The 25684-nt window shown below is 73.8% G+C and carries 17 protein-coding genes; 7 read left to right on the top strand and 10 right to left on the bottom strand.

Translation table 11 applies throughout. The features are described 5' to 3' along the window. Positions 1-1195: 1195 nt before the first annotated feature. Together ABZX40_RS00160 and ABZX40_RS00155 are read left to right on the top strand one after the other, a co-directional pair. A complete protein-coding gene (locus ABZX40_RS00160; protein WP_355733254.1) occupies positions 1196-2350 on the top strand; it encodes a glycosyltransferase in 1155 nt (384 codons plus the stop codon). After that, positions 2347-3207 carry an SGNH/GDSL hydrolase family protein gene (locus ABZX40_RS00155; protein WP_355733257.1) on the top strand — a complete coding sequence of 287 codons (861 nt, stop codon included), beginning with the start codon at positions 2347-2349 and terminating at the stop codon, positions 3205-3207. The genes ABZX40_RS00160 and ABZX40_RS00155 overlap by 4 nt, the downstream gene beginning before the upstream one ends. Positions 3208-3226: 19 nt before the next feature. Here the strand turns inward: ABZX40_RS00155 and ABZX40_RS00150 are convergent, their stop codons facing one another. From ABZX40_RS00150 to ABZX40_RS00130, 5 genes are all read right to left on the bottom strand, one after another. Beyond that, on the bottom strand, positions 3227-4102 hold the full coding sequence (locus tag ABZX40_RS00150) for a biotin-dependent carboxyltransferase family protein (RefSeq protein ID WP_355733260.1): 876 nt from the start codon (positions 4100-4102) through the stop codon (positions 3227-3229). Beyond that, a complete protein-coding gene (locus ABZX40_RS00145; RefSeq protein WP_355733263.1) occupies positions 4099-4803 on the bottom strand; it encodes an allophanate hydrolase subunit 1 in 705 nt (234 codons plus the stop codon). Before ABZX40_RS00145 ends, ABZX40_RS00150 begins: the two co-directional genes overlap by 4 nt. After that, positions 4800-5579, bottom strand: a complete 780-nt coding sequence (locus tag ABZX40_RS00140; RefSeq protein WP_355733372.1) for a 5-oxoprolinase subunit PxpA — start codon at positions 5577-5579, stop codon at positions 4800-4802. The genes ABZX40_RS00145 and ABZX40_RS00140 overlap by 4 nt, the downstream gene beginning before the upstream one ends. Positions 5580-5848: 269 nt before the next feature. Then, a complete protein-coding gene (locus tag ABZX40_RS00135) occupies positions 5849-6637 on the bottom strand; it encodes a putative hydro-lyase (RefSeq protein WP_355733375.1) in 789 nt (262 codons plus the stop codon). Positions 6638-6741: 104 nt separating this feature from the next. Beyond that, on the bottom strand, positions 6742-8058 hold the full coding sequence (locus tag ABZX40_RS00130) for an MFS transporter (protein WP_355733377.1): 1317 nt from the start codon (positions 8056-8058) through the stop codon (positions 6742-6744). Between the two features lie 185 nt (positions 8059-8243). On the opposite strand from ABZX40_RS00130, the gene ABZX40_RS00125 reads away from it, so the two are divergent. From ABZX40_RS00125 to ABZX40_RS00105, 5 genes are all read left to right on the top strand, one after another. Next, entirely contained in the window at positions 8244-8933 is a 690-nt protein-coding gene (locus ABZX40_RS00125) for a GntR family transcriptional regulator (protein ID WP_355733265.1), read from the top strand. Positions 8934-9394: 461 nt separating this feature from the next. Continuing rightward, positions 9395-10921, top strand: a complete 1527-nt coding sequence (locus tag ABZX40_RS00120; RefSeq protein ID WP_355733267.1) for a hypothetical protein — start codon at positions 9395-9397, stop codon at positions 10919-10921. Then, a complete protein-coding gene (locus ABZX40_RS00115) occupies positions 10918-11265 on the top strand; it encodes a hypothetical protein (RefSeq protein WP_356162388.1) in 348 nt (115 codons plus the stop codon). Before ABZX40_RS00120 ends, ABZX40_RS00115 begins: the two co-directional genes overlap by 4 nt. Continuing rightward, positions 11262-12152: a hypothetical protein gene (locus ABZX40_RS00110; protein WP_355733272.1), complete on the top strand. Its 891-nt coding sequence runs from the start codon at positions 11262-11264 to the stop codon at positions 12150-12152. Before ABZX40_RS00115 ends, ABZX40_RS00110 begins: the two co-directional genes overlap by 4 nt. Positions 12153-12323: 171 nt before the next feature. Beyond that, positions 12324-17372 carry a hypothetical protein gene (locus ABZX40_RS00105; RefSeq protein ID WP_355733275.1) on the top strand — a complete coding sequence of 1683 codons (5049 nt, stop codon included), beginning with the start codon at positions 12324-12326 and terminating at the stop codon, positions 17370-17372. 108 nt (positions 17373-17480) lie between these two features. On the opposite strand, the gene ABZX40_RS00100 is transcribed toward ABZX40_RS00105, so the two are convergent. The 5 genes from ABZX40_RS00100 to ABZX40_RS00080 all read right to left on the bottom strand — a co-directional run bounded on the left by ABZX40_RS00100 (position 17481) and on the right by ABZX40_RS00080 (position 25292). Further along, positions 17481-19073, bottom strand: coding sequence for a GMC family oxidoreductase N-terminal domain-containing protein (locus ABZX40_RS00100; protein ID WP_355733278.1), 1593 nt, complete (start codon positions 19071-19073; stop codon positions 17481-17483). Positions 19074-19192: 119 nt separating this feature from the next. After that, positions 19193-20857 carry an amino acid permease gene (locus ABZX40_RS00095; RefSeq protein WP_355733281.1) on the bottom strand — a complete coding sequence of 555 codons (1665 nt, stop codon included), beginning with the start codon at positions 20855-20857 and terminating at the stop codon, positions 19193-19195. A gap of 324 nt (positions 20858-21181) precedes the next feature. After that, on the bottom strand, positions 21182-22648 hold the full coding sequence (locus ABZX40_RS00090; RefSeq protein ID WP_355733284.1) for an aldehyde dehydrogenase family protein: 1467 nt from the start codon (positions 22646-22648) through the stop codon (positions 21182-21184). 203 nt (positions 22649-22851) lie between these two features. Continuing rightward, positions 22852-24267: an N-methyl-L-tryptophan oxidase gene (gene solA, locus ABZX40_RS00085; protein ID WP_355733286.1), complete on the bottom strand. Its 1416-nt coding sequence runs from the start codon at positions 24265-24267 to the stop codon at positions 22852-22854. A 386-nt stretch (positions 24268-24653) separates the two neighbouring features. Then, positions 24654-25292 (bottom strand): hypothetical protein, encoded by a 639-nt coding sequence (locus ABZX40_RS00080; protein ID WP_355733379.1) that lies wholly within the window; start codon positions 25290-25292, stop codon positions 24654-24656. Positions 25293-25684: the final 392 nt, after the last annotated feature.

Below are 25684 nucleotides of genomic sequence, written 5' to 3'. Positions count from 1 at the left end.
GATTGGGGGTGCCGGGATGGTCGGGATGGTCAGGGAGGTGCGGGTGGCCGAGAGGTCCGGGGTTGCCGGTGTGTCGGGGGCTTCCGGGGGCGCTGGGGTCGCTGCGGAGTCCGGCGGCGTGGTGGTCGCCGGGTGTTCCGAGATCGCCGGGGGCTCTGGGAGCGTCGGGGTCTCTCGGGATTCCTCGGTCTCCGGGGGGCTCGGGAGTGTTGAGGCTGGCCCGGGTTCTGGGGCCTCTATGCCTTTCACTGCTCCCGGGGATTCCCGGACCATCGGAGACTCCGGCGCTGTCGGGGTCTTCGGGGGCTCCGGGGGTGTCCCGGGCTCTGGGGTATCCGTTGTCCCCGGGTCGGTCGCCGGGGCATCCGCTGTTCATGGGTGTTTCGGGGGCTCCGGGGTCGTCGTCGCTGGCTTGGGGGCTTCCGTGGGCGCCGGGGCGGGGGCCGGTGCCTCCGGCTCGGCTGAGATGTCCGGTGGGACGGCCGGGACCTACCTGGCCACGGCGTCCGGTGAGCCTGCTGGGCCGGGTCGGCTCGGCGGGCTCGACGGCGTCGGTGAGCATGACGACCCTGGTGGGTGCGGCAGCACTGGCGGCTCCGCTGGGCCCGGCGGGACGGGTGGCTCCGTTGGGCGTGACGGCATCGGAGGCTCCGGTGAGTGCGGCAGCACTGACGGCCCAGGTGGGCGCGGCGCGCTTGAAGGCGCTGGCGGGTATGGCGGCCCTGGTGGGCGCGGCGGGACGGGTGGCTCCGCTGGGCGTGTCGGCACCGGCAGCTCCGCCGGGCGCGACGGCACCAGCCGCTCCGCTGGGCATGACGGCACCGCCAGCTCCGCTGTGCGTCGCAGGACTGCCGGGCCCGGTGACTCCGGTGCGAAGGCCGGAGGGCCCAGCAAGCCCGCTGTCGGAGCCGGCGGCTTCGGTGAGGGGCCTCGCCGATTCGCTGCGTTCCGGGGCCCCGGAGGTCCCGGCAGGCAGCCCGAGGGTCGCGAGGGTTCCGGAGGTTCCGGCGGGCCCGGTGGACCCGAGAGCCCCGGCGGACCCGCAGGGTCCGATGGCGCCGGAGCCCCCGGAGGGCCGGGTGCCCCTGCGGCCCGCAGAGCCCCAGAAGGCCCGGGTGCCCCCTGGGGGCCGGGTGCCCCAGGAGCCCCCGGAACCCCAGGAACCCCGGGAACCCCCGGAGGGGCCGGGCCGGCGTTGCGGATCGTCCGGCTCGCCAACTTCGTCGCCCCCGCGTCCGGTGGGCTGCGTACCGCGTTGCGTGAGCTGGGGCGGGGGTTCAAGGCCGCCGGTCATGAGCCGGTGCTGATCGTGCCCGGTGAGCGTCACACCGACCGGGAGACCGAGCAGGGGCGGGTCATCACCCTGCCCGGCCCGGTCCTGCCCGGCACCGGCGGGTACCGGGTCCTCCTCGACCGGCGCCGGGTCGCCCGGCTCCTGGAAGACCTCGCCCCGGACCGGCTGGAGGTGTCCGACCGGACGACCCTGCGCTGGACCGGTACCTGGGCGCGGCGCGCGCGGGTGCCCGCCGTGATGGTCTCCCACGAGACCGCCGACGGAGTCCTGCGCACCTGGGGCCTGTCCGAGGACCTGTCCCGGCGTGTCGCCGACGCCCTCAACGTCCGGACGGCCCACTCCTACGCGCGGGTCGTGTGCACCACCGAGTTCGCCGAGCGCGAGTTCATCCGGATCGGCGCCCGGAACGTCGTACGCGCCCCCCTGGGGGTCGATCTCATGGAGCGGCACCCCGCGCTGCGGGCGCCCGCGTTGCGCGACCGCTACGCGCGCGAGGGCGAGGTGCTGCTCGCCCTGTGCTCCCGGCTGTCGGTCGAGAAGCGGCCCGGTACGGCCCTGGACGCGCTGGAGGCGCTGCGGCGGCGCGGGGTGCGGGCGGTGCTCGTGGTGGCCGGGGACGGCCCGTTGCGGGCCCGGCTCGAACAGCGGGCCGCGGAGCGTTCCCTGCCGGTCACCTTCCTGGGGCATCTCTCCGACCGCCCGCTGCTGGGCGCCCTCCAGGCCACCGCCGATGTCTGTCTGGCGCCCGGACCCGCCGAGACCTTCGGGCTGGCCGCGCTGGAGGCCCTGGCCTGCGGCACGCCGGTCGCGGTGAGCGCGTCCTCGGCGCTGCCGGAGGTCGTCGGCTCCGCCGGGGCCGTGGCCGCCGACACGGGGGAGGCGTTCGCCGACGCCGTCGCGCTGCTCCTGGAGCGCGGTGAGGCGGACCGGAGGGAGGCGGCACGCGCGCGTGCGGAGTGCTTCGGCTGGGGCACGGCGGTGGAGTCCTTCCTCGCCGCGCACGACGCCGCCGTCCGCGCGCCGCGCGGGTCCTGGCTGCCGGGAGGCGTGGCATGAGACCGGTACGGTTCGTGGCGCTCGGCGACTCGCTGACCGAGGGAGTGGGGGACCCCACGGGGAAGGGCTGGCGAGGCTGGGCCGCGCTGCTCGCCGCCGGACTCGTGGAACACCCCGCCGACTTCGCCAACCTCGCCGTCAGCGGCGCGCAGACCCGTGACGTCCTGGAGACCCAGCTGCCCGCCGCGCTGGCCCTGCGGCCGGACGTGGCCTCCGTCGTCGTGGGCGTCAACGACACCCTGCGCGCCGGTTTCGACATCCAGGCCGTCGCCGCCCGACTGGACGCCGTCTACGCGGCGTTCGCCGGGCGCGGCACCCTGGTGCTCACGGTGTGCCTGCCCGACCCCGGCACGATGATGGGCCTCCCCGGCGCGCTGGCCGACCCGCTCGCGCGCCGTCAGCGGGCGGTGAACACCGTCGTCCACGCGCTCTCGGAACGGTACGGGGCGGTCCATCTGCACGCCGCCGACGGCGGCTGGACCACGGACCGCGCGATGTGGAGCGCCGACCGGATGCATCCCAGCGAGCGCGGGCACCGGCAGCTCGCGCTGCGCTCGCACGCGCTGCTGACGGCCGCGGGCGTGCCGCCGGGCGGGCCCGCGCCGTCCGCCGAGCCCGAGTCCCCGGCGCCCACCCGCTCCGCCGCCCTGTGGTGGCTCGCCACGGCGGGGACGGCGTGGGTGGTGCGCCGGTGCGGCGATCTGCTGCCACAGCTGCTTCGCCTCGCCGTGGACGAGGTGCGGCACCGGGCCCGGGGGACCAGCGCACGGCTGGACCTGCGGGCGTCCCAGGCGTGCGCCGCCGCGCTGGCCTCGCTGCCGCGGGTCGGGGACACGGCGGAGGCGGAGGCGGCGTGAGGGCGCTTGGAACCGCGTCTCAGAGGCGCTGGCGCCCCGCCCGTACGAAACGGACCGGCGTCCCCGGGCGGGCCTGGGCCGCCGCCGGGAGGTCGGCCCCGGCGACCACGGCGATCACGGGGTAGCCGCCGGTCGTCGGGTGGTCGGCCAGGAAGACGACCGGGCGGCCGTCCGGGGGGACCTGTACGGCGCCCAGGACCAGGCCCTCGCTGGGGAGCTCACCGGGGACGGCCCGCTCCAGGGAGGGCCCCTCGGTGCGCAGGCCGATGCGGTTGCTCGCGGGGGACACCCGGTACGCGCGCGTGGTGAGGGTGTCCAGGGCGGGGCCCGTGAACCAGTCGTGGCGCGGGCCGGGGGTGATCCGCAGGACCAGTTCGGCCGGGGGCCGCGGTTGCGGGGCCACGTCCACGCGCGCGGGCGGCCCGCTCACCGGACCCAGGGGCAGGACCGTACCGTCCGTGAGGGGCGGTGGGCCGAGGCCGGAGAGCAGATCGGTGGAACGGCTGCCCAGAACCGGCGCCACGGCGACACCGCCGGAGACGGCCACGTAGGCGCGCACCCCCGCGACCGCCGCCCCGACCTCCAGGAGCGCCCCCGAGGGGACGCGCACGGGCGCTCCCCAGGGCGCCGGACGGCCGTCCACCGTGACCGGGCAGGGGGCGCCGCCGACCGCCGCGACCAGCGGCGAACGCGGGCGCAGGGCACAGCCGTTGAGCGTGGTCTCCAGCACCGCCGCGCCGACGGGGTTGCCGACCAGCCGGTTGACCAGGGCGGCGGCGGGAGCGTCGAGGGCCCCCGAGTGCGGCACCCCCAGATGCGCGTGTCCGGGGCGCCCCAGGTCCTGCACGGTGGTGAGCGCTCCGGCACGGACGACGGCGAGCGCACGGTCTGTCATACCGGGTCCTGGGTGCTGGTCGTTGCGGTTTCAATGACCGGTCCCTCGGTGGGTTCCCCGGTTGGTCCCCCAGCCGGGTCCCCCGTCCGCTCCTCCACCGCGACGAACCGCACACGCGCCCCCGGTGACAGCAGGGCGGCCGGCACGCGCGCGGGGTCCCACAGCACGGCGTCCGTCGTCCCGATGAGCTGCCAGCCGCCCGGCGAGGACCGCGGGTACACGCCCGTGTACGGCCCCGCCAGCGCCACCGAGCCCGCCGGGACGGCCGTGCGGGGAGTGGCCCGGCGCGGGACGTCGTAGCGGGCGGGCAGGCCCGTCAGATAGCCGAAGCCGGGTGCGAAACCGCAGAACGCCACCCGGAACTCGGTGCCGGCGTGGATCCGGGCCACCTCGTCCACGTCGACACCCCAGTGCGCGGCGACCTCGGCGAGGTCGGGACCGTCGTAGCGCACCGGCACCTCGACGGTCTCCCCGGTGCGCGGGGGAGTCGGCGGCAGATCGGTGCCGGACAGTTCGGCGGCCAGCCGGGACGGGTCCGCGAGCCCGTCCAGGAGCACCGTCCGCGCGGCGGGCACGATCTCGCGCACGGCCAGCGCGCCCGCCGCACGGCGCCGCACCAGCTCGGCATGCAGCGCCTGCGCCTCCTCGCCGGACCCGACCTCCACGAGCAGCGCGTCCGTGCCGACCGGCAGCGCCCTCATACGAACGCCTCCACCCGCACCCCGGACTCCTCCAGGCGCCGCCGGACCCGCCGGGCCAGGTCCACGGCGCCCGGCGTGTCGCCGTGCAGGCACAGCGAACGCGCCCGCACCTCGACGGTGGCACCGTCCTGCGCGACGACCGTGCCGGAACGCGCCAGGCCCACCGAGCGCTCCACCACCGCGTCCGGGTCGGAGACCACCGCCCCGTCCTGCCCGCGCGGCACGAGCGTGCCCAGGGCCGTGTAGGCGCGGTCCGCGAACGCCTCGGGCACGGTGGCCAGTCCGGCCTTCGCGGCGAGGGCGAGCAGCCGGGAACCCGGCAGGCCCAGGAGGGACAGGGCACGGGCGGACGGCCCGGCGCCGCCGCTCGCGAGGAGCACGCCGTCGACCACCGCGGCGGCCTGCTCCTCGTCGTGCACCACGCGGTTGTAGAGCGCCCCGTGCGGTTTGACGTACGCCACGCGCGCGCCCGCCGCCCGCGCGAACACCTCCAGGGCGCCTATCTGGTACGCCACTTCGGCGGTCAGCTCGGCGGGCGGCACGTCCATGGCACGCCGCCCGAAACCGGCCAGGTCCCGGTAGGAGACCTGGGCGCCGATCGTCACCCCGCGCGCGACGGCCTGCTCGCACACCCGGCGCATGGTCGCCGGGTCCCCGGCGTGGAAGCCGCAGGCCACATTGGCGCTGGTGACGACGGACAGCAACTGCTCGTCCTCGGTCAGTCGCCAGCGGCCGAAGCCCTCACCGAGATCGGCGTTCAGGTCGATTGCGGTCACGGTCATGCTGGGGTCGCGCTCCTTCGGTCCGGCTGCCGCCGGTTCGGTTCTCTCGGCCGACCGGTTCAGGGGGTCGGCGGGGTTCGGTCTGCCGACGGGTTAAGGATCGGATGGTTCCAGTTTGACTGATTTGGTCGGATTGGTTCCGATTCGGCTGATTCTTCGATACGGCCCGATTCTTCGATTCGGCTGGTTCCTCGATTCGGCTGGCTCTTCCGTTCGCCTGGTTCTTCGGTTCGGTTGGTTCTTCCGTTCGGCTGGTCCAGGTCTCACCCCACCCGGTACTGATCGTCCCGCGCGTCGGTCAGGAACATCTGGCCCGGTGCGTGGGTGATGGCGAACGGCGGGCGTGAGGCCATCACCGCCGCCTGCGGGGTCACCCCGCACGCCCAGAACACCGGGATGTCGTCGGGTCCGGCGGTCACCGGGTCGCCGAAGTCGGGCCGGGCGAGGTCCGTGATGCCCAGCACCGAGGGGTCGCCGCAGTGCACGGGACCGCCGTGCACCGCCGGGAGCAGACTGCTCTCCCGGATCGCCGCCGACAGCCGCTCCGGCGGCACCGGGCGCATCGACACCACCAGGGGCCCGCCGAGCCGCCCCGCCGGACGGCACTCCCGCGCGGTGACGAACATCGGCACATTGCGCCCCTGCTCGACATGGCGGATCGGCACCCCGGCCGCCGACAGCGCCCACTCGAAGGTGAAGCTGCACCCGATCAGGAACGTCACCAGGTCGTCCCGCCAGTGCCCGGTGACATCCGTCGGCTCGGCGGCCAACTCGCCGTCCTCCCAGACCCGGTAGCGCGGCAGATCGGTGCGCAGATCCGCGCCCTCGGCCAGCACCGTGGTGAACGACCCGGCGTCCGTCACATCCAGCACCGGACACGGTTTCGGATTGCGCTGGCAGAACAGCAGCGTCTCGTACGCCCAGTCCGCGGGCACCGCGATCAGGTTGGCCTGGGTGTGCCCGGCCGAGACCCCGGCCGTGGACCCCGACACGCCCGAGCGGAAGCGGGAGCGGGCCGTTGCCGGACTCCACGCGCGCGCGTCCGGGTGCACGAGGGCGAGGGGGCGGTCCGGGCGGTCCGTCCGGCGGTCGGCGGGTCGGCGGGAGCGGCGCCCCTTGTGATGCGGGGGGCCGTCCAGGCGTTCGTGCGTCCGGTTCACACCAGCTCCTTCCCGCGGGTCTCCGGCAGCCCCAGCAGGGCCAGTGCCGCGAGACCGTAGCCGATCGCGCCGAAGACCAGCGCGCCACCCACTCCCCAGCTCTCGGCGAGGAAACCGACCGTGGTCGGGAACACGGCCCCCACCGCACGGCCCGTGTTGTACGTGAAGCCCTGCCCGGTGCCGCGCACGGCCGTCGGGTACAGCTCGCTCAGGAAGGACCCGAAGCCGCTGAAGATGGCCGACATGCAGAACCCGAGCGGGAAGCCGAGCACCAGGACCAGGGTGTTGGCGCCGCTCGGGATGTTCGTGTATGCCAGGATGCAGACCGCCGACAGCAGGGCGAACAGCCAGATGTTGCGCCGCCGGCCCAGCCGGTCGGTGAGATAGCCGCCGGTCAGATAGCCGAGGAAGGCGCCGGAGATCAGGAACGTCAGATAGCCCCCGGTGCCCACCACCGACAGCTCCCGCTCGGTCTTGAGATACGTCGGCACCCAGGTCGCCAGCGTGTAGTAGCCGCCCTGGACGCCCGTCGAGAGCAGCACCGCGAAGAGCGTGGTGCGCAGCAGACCCGGCCGGAAGATGGCCGAGAACGACCCCCTGAAGGTCGCGTTCCGGGCGCTCTTCTCCCGTACGGCGGCGGCCTCGGGCGCGTCCTGGACGCTGCGCCGCAGCCAGACCACCAGCAGCGCGGGCAGCGCGCCGGTCCAGAACATCACCCGCCAGGCCAGACCCTCGTCCAGGAACGAGAAGATCACCGTGTAGACGATCACGGCCAGCGCCCAGCCGACCGCCCAGGAACTCTGGATCGCGCCGAGCGTGCGCCCCCGGTGCTTGGCGCTCGCGTACTCCGCGACCAGGATCGCGCCGACCGCCCACTCACCGCCGAAGCCCAGCCCCTGGAGGGCGCGGAACACCAGCAGCGTCTCGTAGTTGGGCGCGAAGCCGCAGGCCACGGTGAAGACGGCGTAGGTGATGACCGTGATCATCAGGGCCTTGACCCGGCCGATCCGGTCCGCCAGGACGCCCGCGAGGGCGCCGCCGATCGCCGAGACCACCAGCGTGACGGTGGTGAACAGCCCGGTCTGCCCGCTGTCCAGGCCGAAGTAGGCGGCCAGCGCCACCATGCTCAGCGGCAGCGTGAAGTAGTCGTACGAATCCAGCGCATAGCCGCCGAACGCGCCGGCGAAGGCACGCCGGCCCCGGGGGCCGAGAGCGCGCAGCCAGCCGAGGGGACCGTCGTCGCCGGTCTTCCCGCCGTGCGCGGGGGCGGTGTCGGTGGCCGGGGCGGGTGGGGACGGAGGGGTCGTGCTCATGGGCACCTCGCAGAGGGAGGACGGAGGGTGCTGGGCGATGAGCAGTGCCGTACGGGAGTGGAGCGGGCGCCGCCCCGGGGACGGGACGGTGCCGTTCATGCCATGTGCAGCAAGGTAGAGGATCGTTGAACGATCCTTCAATACCCATGTTGTTTCGTTCTGGTATCTGCGATTGAATTCCGGGCATGGCAGAGCAGCTGACGGGACTGGCCGACGACCGCGCGCTCCTGGGGCGCACCAGCACCGCCGAACGGGTCTCGGACATCCTCAGAAGCCGCATCGCCGAAGGCTTCTTCCCACCCGGCACCCGGCTGTCCGAGGACGGCATCGGCGGCGCCCTGGGCGTCTCCCGCAACACCCTGCGCGAGGCGTTCCGGCTGCTCACCCATGAGCGTCTGCTGGTCCATGAACTCAACCGGGGGGTCTTCGTCCGGGTCCTCACCGTCGAGGACGTCGAGGACATCTACCGCACCCGCCGCCTCGTCGAGTGCGCCGTCGTCCGCGGCCTGGGCGACCCGCCCTACGACGTCGACGGCCTCGCCGGCGCCGTCACCGAGGGCCGGACCGCCGCGCGGGACGGCGACTGGAAGGGCCTGGGCACCGCCAACATCCACTTCCACCGGGAACTGGTCGCTCTCGCGGCCAGCGAACGCACCGACGAACTCATGCGCAGCGTCTTCGCCGAACTGCGCCTCGCCTTCCACGTGGTCGACGACCCACGCGCCCTGCACGAGCCCTACCTGGCGAGAAACCAGCAGATCCTGGAGACGCTGGAGGCGGGGGACCGCGAGGAGGCGGAACGCCTGCTGGCGATCTACCTGGAGAACTCCCTCGACCGGGTGGTCGAGGTGTACCGCCGCCGGGTGCAGACGTAGGCAGGGCCGGGCGGACAACAGCCCGGCGGGCGCGCGCAACGCGCTGCTGTTCAGGGGGCGGGGAACTGGGCGCTTTTGAGGGGGGCGGGGAGTCGTGGGCTGTTGAGGGGCGCGGAGAGCTGTGCGCTTTTGAGGGGCGCGGGGAACTGCGCGTTCTTGGGTGGCGCGGGGAACCGTGCGCGCTTTTGAGGGGCGCGGGGAGCCGTGGGCTTTTCAGGGACGCGGGGAACTGCGCGTTCTTGAGGGGCGCGGGGAACTGCGCGACCAGCCCCCACCCACCCGCACCCGACCCACCACCTCCACCACCCCCGACCTCACCTCCACCCCGCCCCAACCCACCCTATTCCGCCCCACCCGCCCTCACCGCCGCCCCACTCGACCCCGCCCCACACGACCCCGCACCCAGCGGAGCGGAAAGCCCATTTCGGTCGTTGTCAGACCCAGCCCCTAATCTGTGCATCGTGACTTCACCCGCGACACCGGACACCGTTCCGCCGCAGCTCAGCCCAGGGCCCCGCCCCGCCGTCGGCCCCGCCGCCGACGAGGGCCTGGCCCGTCGGCTGCGCGCCCTCGCCTGCACCGCCCCGCTGCACGACCTGGACGCGCGCAAGGCCAACCTCGCGGGCGAGTACTCGGTGTACGGCATGGCGGAAGTCGCCCTCGCGGCCATCGACCTGGTCACCCTCACCATGGACTTCGACACCGGCGCCGACCACGACCAGGTGGTCGCCCGTCTGATCCCCCGAATCGCCGCCCAGGCCCCGCGCCGCCCGGTCGCCGAGCACGAGCGCGTGGCCCGCTGGGTGCTGGAGAACCTGATCAACGTCGGCAGCGTGGACCGCGGCTTCCGCGCGGTCTACGGCACCTTCGCCCCGGACGGCACGTACGTCCGCCGGGACTACGACTTCAAGCTGATCGAGGAGGTCCCCGGCCCCGGCGGCAGCGTCTACCTGCGGACGACGGACGAGGCGGTCAACGTCCTGGTCGGCGCCCTCGACACGGATGTCACCAGCGCCCAGATCGCCGCCGAGGTCAAGCTGGAGGTGCTGATCAACCGCGGTCGGCTCGCAGATGCCCAGCTCGCCGCCGAACAGGCCCGCTACCGCACCGTGCAGTACTCGGAGTCGCTGCGCCGCGCCCTGGAGGCCACCCGGCGCAATGTCCGCGCGGTGGACTGGCTCGCGGCCGTCCCCGACATGATCGCCGAGGCCCTGGACCATGTGGCGGACCGCTACCGCCATGAGAACGCGATCCTGACCAACATCCGCCGCGCCCGCGACGAATCCGAGGACCCCGAGCAGAAGCGCCGCGCGGCCGAGCTGGTGGACATCGTCAAGGACTGCATCCGCCGTCACACCCAGCTTCAGTCCCGGCTGCTGGAGGCGGGCCCGCTGTTCCGCGCGGAGCAGGACCGCCAGGCGTTCGCCCCACCGGCGCCCACCGCCGGGATCGACCTCTACGGCCAGCTGATCGCCCCGCTGCTCCCGCTGCCCCTCCAGAGCGCGGCCCGGGTCACGGACGCGTTCTTCCGGCGCGGCACGGGGCTGCGCACGCCGGTGTCCGTGCGGGTGGCCGATCTGGTCGACCTGCTGTTCACACCGCCGGTGGAGCGGGAGCACCTGGGCGCCGAGATGCCCGAACCCGACCTGATCGCCACGCCGGACGACAGCCGGTTCAGCGAGGAGCAGCTCGCCGCGGCGAGGGCGTTGCTGGACCTGCCGTCCGACGCCCCGCGCCGCCTCTCCGGGCTGCTCGCCGAGGCCCGCCGGGGCGATCCCGAACTGCCGTACCTGGTGGCCCTGATGGCCGTCCACGCGGCCAGCCCGGCGGTCGGCACGGCCTACCGGCAGGGCGAGGAGAAGCTCCTGTTCGCCGTGGACGACGGGACCGAACTGGACGACCCGGAGTTCGGCGGCGCCGATCTCATCGTCGGCACCGCACTGCTGGACGCCGCCGGGATGGCGGCGGACCGGACGGAGGCGGCGTGACGCCTCCGGCGCCGGACGCGCGCGACACCGGGACGGCCCATCGCGCCCCCGCCCACACGCGACCCCGCGCGGGGGCGGTGCCGCCACCCGCAGCCGACCCGCACCGCGCCACCGTGCAGCGTCGCGCCGCCGACCGGCGGACCAGTGCCGCGGACCCGCACCGCGCCGCAGACGAGTACCGCGCCGCCGACCGGCACTGCAACGCCGCCCGGCCCAGCGCCGCGGACGCGCACCGCGCCGCGGACCCGCACTGCGCCACCGTCCAGCCCTCCGCCACCGTCCAGCCCCCCGCCACCGTCCGGCCCAGCGCCGCGGACCCGCACCGCAAGGAGTCCCGACCGTGAGTGAGTACGCCGACCGGAGCGAACCGGACAGCGGCGGCGGCCCCCAGAGCACCGCCGCCCCCGTCACCCCCGCGGACGCCGCCGACGCCGCCCGGCTGGTGGCGTTCGGGCTCCAGCCCAAGGTGCAGCCCGCCCGCGACCAGGAGTACGCGGAACTGCTGCGCCGCTACCGCGACGACCCGCCTTTCGCCCGGCTCGCGGACGCGGTCGCCACCGGCCTGGGGCTGATCGTGCTGGAGGTGTCCCCGCGCGCGGGCATGGCGGTGACGGCCGCCGAGGACTCGCTGTTCGCGGTCCGGATGGGCGACTACGCGCGCCGGACCTCCGCCGACTCCGGCGACCGCTTCCTGCACGGCCTGGCCCATCTCGCCGTCGCCGCGATGGCGTTCCCGCGCCCCGAGGATCTCGCCGACGACGGCTACATCGGCCGGGTCTCCGTCAACGGCGTCGACACCTTCGTCCGGCAGGCGTGCCGCCGCCTGGAGGAGCGCGCCGAGGAGACCGGCGAGAACACCGACCCGGCGACCGACGCCCCCGACCTGGAGGCCGCCTGGCGGATCTGGGCCAGACGCAGCGCCACCGGAGCCACCAAGGACGCCCGCCGGCTCGCCGGTTCCACCACCGGCATCATCGGCAAGGCGGTCGCCTTCCTCACCGACTCCGGCTTCCTCCAGCGCACCGGCGACGACCACGGCGGCACCTACCGCACCACGGCCCGCTACCAGTTGCAGGTCCGCGACATGGCGGGCGGCGCGGCCATGGCCGAACTCCTCGACCTGGGCGTCGTCCCGGTGACCGACGGCACGCCCACCCTGCTGCCCGCCCGGGACGGCGACGACCTGGACCTGGTCGCCGACGCCGGACTGCCGTTCCACTCCGTGACCTGAAACCCGTACCGCCCCACCCGTACCGCCCCGACCCGATCGACTCCTCCCCTCGCCATCCGACCGCCCAGCACCCGCCCCCGCACCCGACCCCCCCGCACCCGACCGCCCCCCACCTGATCCACTCGTCAGCTCTCTCGAACTGACGCTGACGACGAATCACGAGAGTCCGCCATGTACGAGCTGTCCAGGGTCCGCCTCTACTCCATCGGGCCGGCCGGTGCACGCTATGCCGACACCGTGCTGGACCTGCGCGGAGTGGGTGCCGTCGTGCCCGATCCCGCGCCCACCCAGGCGGAGTTCTTCGAGGAGGAGCCGGTCGGCCCGCCGCGCCGCCCCGCGCCCGCCGGGGTGCTCTTCCTGGAGAACGGCGGCGGCAAGTCCGTCCTGCTGAAGCTGATCTTCTCCGTGATGCTCCCCGGGCACCGCAACACCCTCGGTGGCGCCAGCTCCGGCGTGCTGCGCAAGTTCCTGCTCGCCGACGACTGCGGGCATGTGGCGCTGGAGTGGCAGCATGTGCAGACCGGCGAGTGCGTGGTCGTCGGCAAGGTGAGCGAGTGGCGCGGCCGTCAGGTCTCCACCGACCCGCGTAAGTTCGCCGAGGCCTGGTACTCGCTGCGCCCCGGCCCCGGCCTCACCCTGGACAATCTGCCGGTCGCCGAGGCCACCGCCGTCCGCCCGCCCGCCGAGGGCGCCTCCGGCGCGCAGGGCCGCCGCCGCACCATGAAGGGCTTCCGCGACGCCCTCACCGAGGCCGGGAAGGCGTACCCGCATCTGGAGGTGCACTGGGAGGACATCCACGACCGCTGGATCGAGCACCTCGGCGACCTCGGCCTCGACCCCGAACTCTTCCGCTACCAGCGGGAGATGAACGCCGACGAGGGCGAGGCCGCCGGGCTCTTCGCGGTCAAGAAGGACTCCGACTTCACCGATCTGCTGCTGCGCGCGGTCACCGACACCCGGGACACCGACGGACTCGCCGACCTGGTCAGCGGCTTCGGCAACAAGCTGGGCCGGCGCGCGGAGCTGATCGCCGAACGCGACTTCACCGCCGGGTCCGTCGATCTCCTCGGCCGGATCGTGGAGGCCGCCCGGGACCGCGCCCGCGCGCGGGACATCCACACCGCCGCCGAACGCCGCACCCGCACCCTCGCCCGGCGGCTGTCCGCGCGCGGCGCCCGGGAGCGGGTCCGGGCCGCCGACCTCGCCCGGCAGGTCACCGCCGCCGCCCACGCCGTCACCCACGCCGAGAACGCGCGCGAGCGCAGCGCCCTGATCACCGCCGAACTCGCCTACCGGCACGCCTCCCTGGCGCTGGCCGGCGCCGAGAAGTCCGCCACCGCCCAGAAACGCGAACTGGCCGACGCGCGCACCCTGCACTCCGCCTGGCAGGCCGCCGAGGCCGTACTGCGCCACCGCGCCGCCGCCGACCGGGTCGCCCGTGTCACCAGCGCCATCCAGGAGGCCGAGCGGGACGCCGCCCCCGCCCTCGCCGCCCGCACCCGGGCCGCCGTGGACCTCGTCCGGGCCCTGCACGCGGCGGCCGGGCGCGCCGAGGCGCTCGCCAACGAGGAGGAGGAGCGTTCGGCAGCCCTCCAGGAGACCGGGGAGACCGCCCACCGGGACGCCACGGCCGCCGCGACGGACGCCCAGCGCGCCCGCAGCGAGGCCGGTCATCTGCGCCAGCGCCTCACCGAGGTCGAGCAGGAGACCGCTGAGGCGGTCCGCGCGGGCTGGCTCGACGACAGCGCGCCCGACGCCGACCCGGCCCGCGCCGCGCTCGCCGCCAGCGACGCCGAGAAGTCGGCCGTCGCCGCCTGGGACACCGCGCGCGAGGCGTCCCGCCGGGTCGGCGAGCACGCGCGCGAGACGGCGTCCGCCGAGTCCCGCGCCGAACTGACGGCCGCCCGCGCGGCGGACGCGGCGTCGGCGGCGGAGCGGTCCCACGAGGCCGAGCGGCGGCTCGCCGAGTCCCTGGCGGCCGAGGAACGACTCGCCGACCTGCTGGGACTGCCGGGACCCGCGGACACCGGCGCGGGCGTGGTGCCCGGACCCCGTACGGGGACTCCTGGACCCCGTACGGGGACTCCCGGGCAGTGGACGGCGACCGGAGCGGGCGCCTCCGCCGACGGCGGCCCCGGCGCCGCTGCCGCCGGGGACTCGGCGCCGGACGGGCGCACGGGCGCGGCCCACCCGTACGGCCGGTCCGGCACCGGCTCGCTGCGCCCCACCGCCGACGATTCCCGCCGCTTCGGCGCGCCCGGCGCCGACGATTCCCGCACCTTCGGCGCACCCGGCGCCGACGATTCCCGCACCTTGGGCACACCGGGCGCCGACGACCCCCGCACCTTCGGCACACCCGGCGCCAACGGACTAGGCGGCGCCGCCCCCCTGCGCCCCCGTTCCGAGGACCCCCTCACCGCCGAGGAACTCGACCGCTTCGCCGACGAGTTGCGCACCCTGCTCGACGACGCCGTGTCCTCCGCCGAGCGGCAGCTGTTCGAGCTGCGGACCGCCGCCGCCGACGATTCCCGCATCCTCGGCGCACTCGGCGACGGCGGGCTGCTGCCGCCCGGCCCCGATGTCCTGGCCACCGTCGAGAACCTGGGCGAGCACGGCATCCCCGCCCTGCCCGGCTGGCGCTATCTCGCCCAGGCCGTCGACCCCGCCGACCACGCCCGGGTGCTCGCCGCCCGCCCCGAACTGGTCGACGGCGTGATCATCACCGACCCGGCGTCCCACGCGCGCGCCCGCGAGACCCTCGCCGAGGCGGCCCTGCTGCCCCGCTCCGCCGTCGCCGTCGGCACCGCCGCCGCCCTCCTCGCCCCGACACCCCCTCACAGCGGGGGCGGCCAGGGCGACAGCGGGGTCTTCCTCGTCCCGCCCAACCCCGCCATGCACGACGAGCACGCCGCCGACGAGGAACGGCAGGCCCTGCGCGCCCGCGCCACCGCCCGCGACGAGGACATCCGCACCCTCGCCGCCCGCCTCGGCAAGGACCGCGAACTGGCCGCCCGACTGGCGTCCTGGCGCACCGGCTGCCCCGCCGGACGCCTCACCGAGCTGGCGCGGGCCGCCGTCGACGCCCGCGCGTTCGCCGAGGAGTCCGAGGCGGAGCTGGCCGAGGCGCGCACCGCGCGGGCGGAGGCCGAGGAGGCCGCCACCGAGGCCGCCCTGATCCGCGACGAACGCCAGGAGGCCGCCCAGAAGGCCCGCCGGGCCGCCGACGCCCTCGCCGGACTCGCCTTCCGGCTGCGCGAACGCGCCAGCTGGCAGGTCAAGCTGCGCGAACTCGCCGACGACGCCACCGAGTCCGAGGCCCGCGCCCAGAGCTGCCTGGACCGCGCGCGGGCCGCCGACGAGGACCGCCGCGCCGCCCAGCGCGCCGCCGACGACGCCCGCCGCACCGCCCGCGCCCTGCGCGCCGAGCGCGCCGAGATCGCGGGCGCCCCCGACGACGTACCGGAGTCGCAGACAGGCTCGGGGGAGGGAGCGGACGGCGACCCGCCCAGGGCGGTGCTCCCCGCGCTGCGGGAGGCGTACCGGGCGGCGTCCCAGCTCTACGAGAAAGTCGGGGTCGGCGCCGATCTGCGGGCCGAGCAGGCGCGCGCGGAGAGCGACGAGAGCGGCGCCCGCGCGGAGCTGGACCGGCTCAGCAACAAGGTCCGCACCCGCGCGGAGCAGCTCCTCCAGTCACCCGACGGCTCCGACGGCCCCTCCCGGCAGGCCGCCGCCGCCCGCGCCGAGGAACTGGTGCAGCTCCTGGAGACCCGGATGTCCACCGCCAGCGAGCAGCTCGGCCGGCTGCGCGGCGAGGCCGAGCGCCACGCACCCGAGGACGGCGAGGCCCACACCGACCTGCCCGGCGAACTCCTCCCGCGCGACGCCGAGCACGCCCAGGCGCTGCTGCGCACCGCCACCGCCGAACTCACCGCGCGCACCGAGGCCCGCACCGAGTCCCGCGAGGCCCACGCCGAACTCCTCGACGCCCACCGGGCCGCCGAGGACGGCGCAGGCGGCTTCGACGAGACCGCCGCGCTCCTGCGCGACCTGCTGCGCGAACCGTCCGCCGGTGACGAGGAGCGCGACGAGCCCGAGCCCTACCCCGGCGGCCTGGAGGAGGCCCGGCACTCCGCCGCCGAGGCCCGCCGCTCCCTGCGCGGCTGCGCCGCCGAGCTGTCCGCCGCCGAGACCGGTGTCCGCGAGGCCGCCGACATCCTCGTACGGCATGCCAACTCCACCCGCTACGAGCAGGTGCGCACCCCCGCGCGGCAGCAGATCCGGGAGCTGCCCGCCGCCGCGCTGCCGGAGCACGCGCAGAAGTGGGCCGACGCGTTCGCGCCCCGGCTGCGGGTGCTGACGGACGAGCTGGCGCAGCTCGAACGCAACCGGGACTCGATCGTGGACCGGCTGCGCGGCCTGGTCGAATCCGCGCTGGCCACCCTGCGCTCCGCCCAGCGGCTGTCGCGGCTGCCGGAGGGGCTGGGGGAGTGGTCCGGGCAGGAGTTCCTGCGGATCCGCTTCGAGGAACCCGACCAGGCGACCCTGACCGAGCGCCTCGGCGAGGTCATCGACGAGGCCACCCGCGCGGCCGTGCGGAAGAACTCCGATCTGCGGCGCGACGGCATGTCCCTGCTGCTGCGCGGGGTCGGTGCCGCCCTCCACCCCAAGGGCGTCGCCGTCGAGATCCTCAAACCGGACGCCGTGCTGCGGGCGGAGCGGGTGCCCGTCGGCCAGATGGGCGATGTCTTCTCCGGCGGTCAGCTCCTCACCGCCGCCATCGCCCTCTACTGCACGATGGCCGCGCTGCGCTCCAACGACCGGGGCCGCGACAAGCAGCGGCACGCCGGGACGCTCTTCCTCGACAACCCGATCGGCCGCGCCAACGCCACCTATCTGCTGGAGCTCCAGCGGGCGGTGTCCGACGCGCTGGGCGTCCAGCTCCTCTACACCACGGGCCTCTTCGACACCACGGCCCTCGCGGAGTTCCCCCTGGTCATCCGGCTGCGCAACGACGCCGATCTGAGAGCGGGCCTGAAGTACATCAGCGTGGAGGAGCATCTGCGGCCGGGCCTGCCGCAGCAGCCGCCGGAGGGGGAGACGGTCCGCAGCGAGATCACCGCGACGCGGATGTACAAACGCCCGGCGGCGCCGACCCCGTCTTCGTCCCCGTCCCTGTCCCCGTCGCCGTCCCTGTCCCCGGCGGGCCCGGAAACCGGATGACGACATTCCTCGACGGGCCGTCCCACCCGAGAGGCGTCCTCCGCCGTTCTCCACCTGCCTCTCTCACCCGGGTGGGGTCCTCAGCCATGCGTTCTCCACCTGCCCCACTCACCCGGCAAGCGTCCTCGGGGCGTCCTCCCGCAGCAGATCCGCGCACTTCTCCCCGATCGCCATCGTCGTGATGCACGGATTCACCGTCACCAGCTCCGGCATCACCGACCCGTCCGCCACCCGCAGCCCGGTCACGCCCTTGACCCGCAAGCGGGCGTCGAGCGGGGCGAGGGCGTCCGTGTCGGCGCCCATCCGCACGGTGCAGGAGGGGTGGTAGACGGTGTTGTGGGTCTTGCGGAGGTAGTCGACCAGCTCGTCGTCCGACCGGACATCCGGGCCCGGCGCCAGCTCCGCGCCCGCCCAGCCGCTCAGCGCGGGCTGCCCGGCGATCCGCCGCGCCAGCCGCAGCCCGTACGTCATCACCCGTACGTCGTGCTCATCGGTGAAGTACCGGGGATCGACGCGGGGCTTGTCCCGGTAGTCGCGGGTGCGCAGCCGGACCGTGCCGCGCGACCGGGCGCGGGTGACATTGGGGGTGAGACAGAACGCGTTCTCGGAGGTCGGATAGCCCCAGCGGGCCGTGTTTATGTCGAACGGCACACTGCCGTAGTGGAACATCAGATCCGGCCGGTCCAGGCCGGGTTCGGTGTCGTAGAAGATGCCCGCCTCCCACCACTGGCTGGATGAGGTGGGCATCGGCTGCCGGGCCGCCCACATGATCACGCCCTCGGGATGATCCTGGAGGTTGGCGCCGACGCCCGGCGCGTCCACGACCGGCTCGACGCCGACCTCCCGCAGCTGCGCCGCCGGGCCGATGCCGGAGAGCATCAGCAGTTTCGGTGAGTCGATCGCCCCGCACGAGACGATCACCTCCCGCCGGGCCCGGACCGTCCGGGTGCGGATCAGATCGGGGTCGAGGTACTCGGCGCCGACGCAGCGCCGCCCCTCCAGCACCAGCCGCTTGGCGCGGACGCCGGTACGGACCTCAAGATTGGGCCGCCTGCCCAGGACGGGGTGGAGATACGCCACCGACGACGACTGCCGGACATTGTGTTCATCGGCGTTGATCTGGAACCAGCCCGCGCCCCGCACCACCGTGGTCCCGGTGTTGAACCCCACGGTCGGTATCCCGGCCTGCGCGCACGCCTCCAGCAGGGCACTCCCGCAAGGGTCCGCGCCCTTGAGGGTGCGCAGCTTCACGGGGCCGGTGCGGCCGTGGTGGTCGCCGGGGGCGTCATTGGACTCCAGCCGCCGGTACAGCGGGAAGACATCCGCCGCGCCCCACCCCGTACAGCCGTCGGCGGCCCAGGCGTCGAGATCCTCCGCCGGGGCCCAGAACGCGATGCAGGAGTTGTGCGAGGAGCATCCGCCCAGCACCTTCGCCCGCGCGTGCCGCAGGAAACTGTTCCCGGCGGGCTGCGGTTCGACCGGATAGTCCCAGTCGTAACCGGACTCCAGCAGCCCCATCCAGCGGTCGAGCTTCAGTACGTCGTCGTCGCCCAGGTCGCTCGGCCCGGCCTCCAGCACGCACACCGTGACGGACGGATCCTCGGAGAGCCGGGCGGCGACGACATTCCCGGCGGTGCCGCCGCCGACGACGACATAGTCGAACTCGGCGGCGGGCAGCTGATCGAACGTGCCTTCGGGCATGGGGGGTTGGCCTCCTTGAACTGTCGTTCGAGCGGTCGTTCGAGCGGCGTCTGCCCGGTGGAGGGCGGGGCATGCGGGTGGGTGGGGCGATGGGGGCGCCTGCGGTGCGATGGACCGCGTCAGAGTGTCCCTGTCGGGCCGGTCGACTTCGTCACGCCGGTCGCGCCGCCCGCGCCGCCAGTGCCGTTCGCGTCCTTCGCCTCCTTCGCGTCGACCGTGCCGCCCGTGCCGCCCGTGCCCGTCGGGCCCGCCGATACCACCGCCGTCCCATCGGCGCTCTCCAGCCGGTGTTCGGCCAGCACCCCCGTCCGATGGCGCTGCACGAACCAGTAGTAGGCGAAGCCGCCGCCCGCGATCACCGCGACGAACAGCACCGCGCCCCAGCGCAGATACCAGTGGAACGGCGCGCTCGCGTTGTAGATGGCGGCCCGGGGCCACATCAGATTGACCGTCATGGCCAGCCCCCACACCACCGCGACCGCGTTGACCGGCAGTCCCCAGCGCCCCAGCGAGAACCGCCCGTCACCGGCCGGCTGCCAGCGCCCGCGCAGCCGCGCCACCAGCATCGGCACGGTCACGCCCAGATACGCCAGGTAGACCATGATGATGCCGATGCTGGTCACCACGGTGATGATCTGCGGCTGGCGGATGTTGACCACCAGGATCGCCAGCGCCAGCACCCCGATCACCACGGCCGGGAGCACCGGCGTCTGGAAGCGCGGGCTGACCCGGGCCAGCAGCTTGGCGGCGGGCAGGTTGTTGTCCCGGGCCATGGCGAACGCCAGCCGGATCGCCGCCGTGTGCACGGCCAGCGCGCACACCGTGACCGCGATCAGCACACACCACAGCATCGCCTTCCCGGCCGTCGACCCGAGCACATCGAGCACGATGTACTGGAGCCCGCCGACGGACAGTTGCTCCCCGCTCAGCGAGGACACGCTCATCAGCGCGAGCAGCAGCACCAGCCCGCCCAGCAGGAACGAGGCGACGATCGCCCGGATGATCGCCCGAGGCGCGTTCCGGGACGGATCGAGGCACTCCTCCCCGAGCGAGGACGCCGTGTCGAAGCCGTACATGACATACGCCGACGCCAGCGACGCCACCAGGAACGCCCCGAGGTAACCGCCCGTCTGACCGGCACCGGCGCCCTGGGTGTCCAGCACGACCTGCGGCCCCCGCGTGATGTGCACCGCGAGCAGCACGATCAGTACGACGGTGGCGATCAGCTCGATGAACACTCCGGCGGTGTTGATTCGCGCCATCAGTTTGACGCCGAAGGCGTTCACCAGCGTGGTGAACAGGATCAGCACCGCCGCCAGGACGACCGCGTTGGTCGCCACGTCGTATCTCCCGGTGCCGTCCCCGATGATCTGGAACGCGTCGGATATCTGCGGCAGCGTCAGCTGATAGGCGAGCGCCACCGCCGCGATGGAGACGATGGACGCGACCAGCATCAGCCACCCGGCCAGCCAGCCCAGATGCGGATTGCCCACCCGCTTCGACCAGTTGTAGACCGACCCCGCGATGGGATGGCGGGCCGCCAGCTCGGCGAAGCACAGGGCGACCATGAACTGCCCGGCGAACACCATCGGCCACGACCACCAGTAGGCGGGACCGCCGCTGCCATAGCCGAAGTAGAACAGCTGGAAGGTGCCGGTGAGGATGGAGATGTAGCTGATACCGGCGGCGAAGGTATGGAAGTTTCCCAGGGTGCGCTTCAGTTCGGGCTTGTAGCCGAACTCGGCGAGTTCGGCGTTGTCGTGATGTACGGCGGGCGGTGTCAAGAGCGGACTCCTCGGCGGCGGTGGGGGAGGGGGAGGGGGAGAGGGGAGGGAGGGGGGAGGGAGGGGGAGCAAGGGAGGCTGCGGTGAGGGGATACGAGGTGGGGCGGGGTGGGTCGAGGTGGGGGTGTACGAGGTGGGGCAGCGCGGCGCGGGGTTCAGCTCAGGAGAGACGAGGCAGATGAGACGAGGTAGGTGAAGCGAGGTAGGTGAGATGAGGTAGGTGAAGCGGGACGAGGGCGGGCGTTGCTCGAAGCGCGTTGCGCCGCCGCGCGCGAGGCCGGGCCGGGGCCGGGGCTGACGCCGGGCTCGGCGGCGCAACCCGCGTCAGGAGAACCAACCCTGCGGCGAAGGTGCCGTGTTGCGCCAGATGTGTTTCGGCTCCCGGTACTCCGCGAGCCCCGCGGGCCCGAGTTCCCGGCCGACCCCCGACTGCTTGACACCGCCCCACTCCGCCTGCGGTACGTAGGGGTGGTAGTCGTTGATCCACACCGTGCCCAGCCGCAGCGCCCCCGCGACCCGGGCGGCCCGCGCCTCGTCACGGGTCCACACCGCCCCGGCGAGCCCGTAGACCGTGCCGTTGGCGAGCCGCACCGCCTCGTCCTCGCCGCCGAACCGCTCCACCGTCAGCACCGGCCCGAAGGACTCCTCCTGGACCACCGACATCCCGGCCGCGCATGAGTCGAGGACCGTCGGCAGATAGTAGAAGCCCTGGTCGAGCGCCGGATCATCGGGCCGGGCGCCACCGCACCGCAGCACCGCGCCCTCCGCCACGCCCCGCGCCACATACGCCTCCACCTTGGCCCGATGCGCCGCGGAGATCAGCGGCCCGGTCTGCGCCCGCTCGTCGAACGGCCCGCCCAGCCGGATGCCCCGCGCCCGGCGCACCACCTCCGCCACGAAGCGCTCGTGCAGCGAGTCCGCCACCAGCAGCCGGGCGCCCGCCGAGCAGACCTGCCCGGAGTGCAGAAAGACCGCGGTCAGCGCCATGTCGACGGCCGCCTCGAAGTCGGCGTCGGCGAACACGATGTTGGGGTTCTTGCCGCCGAGTTCAAGGGCGACCTTCTTCACGGTGCCCGCGGCGGCGGCCATCAGCAGGCGCCCGGTGTGCAGTCCACCGGTGAAGGAGAGCAGGTCGACGTCCGGGTGCTCGGCGAGCGGGGCACCCGCCTGAGGACCGGCGCCGAGCACCAGATTGCCGGTGCCCGGCGGCAACCCCGCCTCCTGGAGCAGCCGCATCAGATGGATCGCCGTGTGCGGGGTCAACTCACTCGGCTTCAGCACGAACGCGTTGCCCGCCGCCAGCGCCGGGGCGACCTTCCAAGCGGTCTGCAACAAGGGGTAGTTCCACGGCGTGATCAGCGCACACACCCCGACCGGTTCATACACCACCCTGCTGTCCACCTCCGCCCGCCCGGTGTCCACCACCCGCCCCTCATCCAGAGCGGCCAGCCTTGCGAAGTACCGAAAGCAGCCCGCCACGTCATCGATGTCGTACGCGCTCTCCACCAGCCGCTTTCCGGTGTCGAGGGACTCGGCGCGGGCGAGCGCGTCCTTGTCGCGGACCAGTAGATCGGCGACCTTCAGCAGCAGCTCACCGCGCTCTGCGGCGCTCGTCCGGGGCCAGGGCCCGGAATCGAACGCCCGCCGGGCGGCATCGATCGCGAGCCCCGTGTCCTTGCCGTCGGCCTCGTCGACCACGGAGACGCGGGAACCATCGGCCGGACACCGGATCTCCCGGGTGAGACCACCGACCGCGTCCCGCCACTCGCCATCGATGAACAGATCAGGCATGGCAGTCTCCTGGCTCGCGCATGGGGGATGGGGCTGCTGGGCTGCTTCCCCGTTTCGAACCGGCTGAACAGCCGACGCCGACCCGACACACAATGCCGCGGTCCCACCGCCCCGCGCGGGCGCGGCGGGAGATCCCCGGCGTCGGCCGACAGACCTACGGCCCCCCGCCCCCACCTCATCCCACGGCGTCCCCAAAAGCCCCCCTAAGCCCCCGAACTGTCTCCCACGCCCCCGAGCTGTCTCCCCACGTCCCCGACCCGTCCCGCCGTATCCCTAACCGGCCCCGCCATGCCCCCGACCCGTCCCGCCGTATCCCCAACCGGCCCCGCCACGTCCCCGACCTGTCCCGCCATATTCCCGACCGGTGCCGCCGCGCCCCCGACCCGTCCCGCCGCGTCCCCGAACCGCGCCGGATCGAACAACCCGATCGGATGCCGAGTCGCCCCGTCGAGCGCGAGATCGGCGAGGATCTCGCCCACCACCGGCACGAACTTGAACCCATGCCCCGAGAACCCGCAGGCCACGGTCACCGACTCCGGATGCGCGGGATGCCGTGCGATCACAAAGTGCTCATCCGGACTCGTGGCGTACATACACGTCGCGGCCTGAAGGAACCGCCCGGCCAGATCCGGTATCCGATCAGCCATGTACGCGGCCATCGCCTGGATCTCCCCTTCGTGAACCGTCCGGTCGACGGTCTCCGGCGTCACAGCGCCCTCACCCACCTCACCCACATCCCCCGACCCCCGCGCAGTGGCACCCCCGGCACCCCCAGCCCCCTTGCGGAAGAAGGCCACCTTGGCCCCCTGCTCGGGCCCGTCGATCGCCGGGAAACCGTAGACCTGAACTCCCTCCCGGTCCTCCCAGACATAGATCGGCTGATGCTCCGGACGGAACGGCTCGACCCCGTGCCGCGGCTGGAACCAGTACATGACCTGCCGTTCGACCTTGATCGGCACCCCGAGATCGGCGAGCAGCCCCGGCGCCCAGGCCCCCGGACAGATCACCAACCGATCCGCCGTGTACATGTTCCCGGCGGTCTGCACCCGCACCCCGTTCCGGTACGGCTCCCAGCGCGTCACCGGCTCCTCGAAGCGCAGGTCGGCGCCCTGCCGGCCGGCCAGCTGGAGATGCGCGGCGACCGTGTTCTCGGGCCGGAGCAGCCCGGCTCTGCGCTCGTACAGCGCCACCTCGTCAGCGCCCGGCGTCAGCGTCGGGAACCGGCGGCGGATCTCCTTCGCGTCCAGCATCTCGTGAGGCAGCCCCCACTCCCGCGCCGACCGCAGCGAACCCGCGACCGTACGGCTCTCCGGCCGCCCGATCATCAGGCCCCCGCCGAGAATCGCGATCTCCCGCCCGCTCGACCGCTCCAGATCCTCGTACAACTCGTACGCCCGCAGCAGCAGCGGCACATACGCCGGATCCTCGAAGTACGACTGCCGGGTGATCCGCGAGCCCCCGTGACTCGACCCGTGCCGATGCACCGGCCCGAACTTCTCCAGCCCCAGCACCCGGGCCCCACGCGCCGACAGCTGATGCGCGGCGGCACTGCCCATCCCACCGAGCCCGACGACGATGACGTCGTACGTCCCCCCGGAGACCAACGTGTCCCCCCTCATCCCTCCTCACCCTCACTTCTCGCTGTACCCGCGTGCCGCTTCCGGAACGGCGCCTCGCTCACGGGAACCGGCGACCGACCCAAACGGTCAGAACCCGGCGAAGAGTTCACATGATCGGCCGAAATTGAACCCTGGTCAGTCGCCGCGACCCGGCCCCGACCCCTGCACCGCGCCCTACCAAGACCCTTGACGAACCACTCCACCGGGCACCGCACAGACTCCGCCCGTCCCACTCGACCTCGCCTGCGCCCCTGACACCCGCTTTAGGAGAGCGGTGCTCAGAAGCGAGCACCGTCACCCGTAAGTCATCCTCGCCGTACGGCCAACCCCTCCCTCTCACCCTCCTCCGCGCGTCGCCCCTTGCCCCTCCCTTGTGGCCCGCCCGCTCACGGGTGCGAAAGCCGCCCGGCATTCCCGGGCCGGCGTATCCGTTCCTGTGAACGCGCCGCCGCCCGCGCCTGGCGCCGGGCCCGCCGCCGCTCGCGGCGCAGGCTGCGCGCGGTGCTGCTGGGCGCGGAGACCACGCCGTTGCGCTGGTACCAGACCTGGCGGGTCACCCAGACGTCCAGCACGCTCCAGGTCGCCACGACCGTGCTGACCACGCTGCTGATCAACATCGGGAACGCCAGCCACGACCCGGCCAGCGTGCTCAGGACCGTCACCATCGCCTGTATGAGCGTCACCGAGATGATCAGTACCGCCCGCACGGCCGAGGTCCGCACCGGGTCGGGGAGCCTGCGGCGCTTCGCGGGCTCCTCCACCCACAGCGGTCGGTAGCCGACCTGCGTCTCGGTCCTGGGCTGCGCGGAAGTCCGCTGCTCACCCGCACTCACGCCCGTGGTCCCATACGCCCTCGCGCCGCTGGCTCCGGCCGTCGAGACCGTCTCTCCCCGCCCGCCCGAGATCACGTCCGCCCCCGTCCTCACCGGAACCTCGTGATCCGGCGCCCGCACTTCATCGCGCGACTCCTTGACCTCGGCCCCCGAGCCGTCCGGGGGCGCTTCCTGCCGCTGCGCCGTGCCCATCATCGTGTCACTCCCCACCGCCTCGCCGACCGGCTGCCCCGGCCCGAAGACCCGACCCCACAGTGGCTGCCCGGCTTGCGCTGATTTACGCCGCCAGGGGGCGGCATGCGGCTCGTGTGGCCGATTCCGTCCCCATTTCCCATAGAGAAGGACGAACGAGACGCCCCGAAGATTCCCCCGTATCGATAACTTCCGGCCAACACCGGATGTCACAGAGTCGTCCCGATCCGCCCGATGGAGACCGTGGTGACGGACACAATCTCCCGCAATGACCGGACAACTCCCCCTGTCTTGTCCCGGCTTGTCGCAGCGGCGGAGGTTCGGCCTCCGGACGGCCCTTCGAGTTACGGGTGTGTCGGTAGTAGGCTCGCGCCGTTTGTTGACGCACTTGT

The sequence above is a fragment of the Streptomyces sp. NPDC004610 genome (assembly GCF_040609715.1).
In the GTDB taxonomy this organism is placed as follows: Bacteria; Actinomycetota; Actinomycetes; order Streptomycetales; family Streptomycetaceae; genus Streptomyces.
Note: the sequence above shows the minus strand (reverse complement) of the source record. Positions and strands in the feature narration are given on the sequence as shown.

Coding starts and splice junctions, on each gene's coding strand:
- ABZX40_RS00105 (WP_355733275.1), top strand. CDS start 12,324: ATGTACGAGCTGTCCAGGGTCCGCCTCTACTCCATCGGGCCGGCCGGT.
- ABZX40_RS00080 (WP_355733379.1), bottom strand. CDS start 25,292: ATGGGCACGGCGCAGCGGCAGGAAGCGCCCCCGGACGGCTCGGGGGCC.
- ABZX40_RS00145 (WP_355733263.1), bottom strand. CDS start 4,803: ATGAGGGCGCTGCCGGTCGGCACGGACGCGCTGCTCGTGGAGGTCGGG.
- ABZX40_RS00130 (WP_355733377.1), bottom strand. CDS start 8,058: ATGAGCACGACCCCTCCGTCCCCACCCGCCCCGGCCACCGACACCGCC.
- ABZX40_RS00155 (WP_355733257.1), top strand. CDS start 2,347: ATGAGACCGGTACGGTTCGTGGCGCTCGGCGACTCGCTGACCGAGGGA.
- ABZX40_RS00100 (WP_355733278.1), bottom strand. CDS start 19,073: ATGCCCGAAGGCACGTTCGATCAGCTGCCCGCCGCCGAGTTCGACTAT.
- ABZX40_RS00125 (WP_355733265.1), top strand. CDS start 8,244: ATGGCAGAGCAGCTGACGGGACTGGCCGACGACCGCGCGCTCCTGGGG.
- ABZX40_RS00090 (WP_355733284.1), bottom strand. CDS start 22,648: ATGCCTGATCTGTTCATCGATGGCGAGTGGCGGGACGCGGTCGGTGGT.
- solA (WP_355733286.1), bottom strand. CDS start 24,267: ATGAGGGGGGACACGTTGGTCTCCGGGGGGACGTACGACGTCATCGTC.
- ABZX40_RS00150 (WP_355733260.1), bottom strand. CDS start 4,102: ATGACAGACCGTGCGCTCGCCGTCGTCCGTGCCGGAGCGCTCACCACC.